This window comes from Bacillus cereus group sp. BceL291, assembly GCF_051776705.1.
Classification (GTDB): Bacteria; Bacillota; Bacilli; order Bacillales; family Bacillaceae_G; genus Bacillus_A; species Bacillus_A cereus.
The window spans coordinates 1-427 of record NZ_JBPWAP010000247.1; the positions used below are offsets into that span (position 1 = coordinate 1).

Consider the following 427-nt stretch of genomic DNA (forward strand, 5'->3'; position numbering starts at 1 on the left):
TTTATACTCTTCGATATACTTATCAAGTTCATTTAGATAAATATTTGATAGAATTGGGCTGATTATTCCTCCCTGTGGAGTGCCACTATAAGTATTATTGAATTTCCAATCTTCTAAATAACCCGCTCTAAGAAATTTCCAGATTAAATTAATGAATTTTTCATCTTTAATTTTTCTTTTTAGCAGTTTAATCAAAATGTGATGGTCAATATTGTCGAAGAAGCCTTTGATATCACCTTCTACCCACCACTTAACTCCTTTGAAGATTTTAGTTGCTTGTGTTAGTGCTGTATGACAACTGCGATTACGTCTAAATCCATGAGAATTGTTAGAAAAGGTCGGTTCGAAAACAGCTTCTAGGATGTTTCTTACGATTTCTTGAACTAATTTATCATCTATAGAGGGTATCCCTAAAGGCCTCTTTCCC

General features: G+C 33.3%; 1 protein-coding gene. It reads right to left on the bottom strand.

Annotated elements, in window-relative coordinates:
• Positions 1–427: reverse transcriptase/maturase family protein (locus ACS2CR_RS34415; RefSeq protein WP_438906166.1), on the bottom strand; the 427-nt coding region annotated here is incomplete at both ends.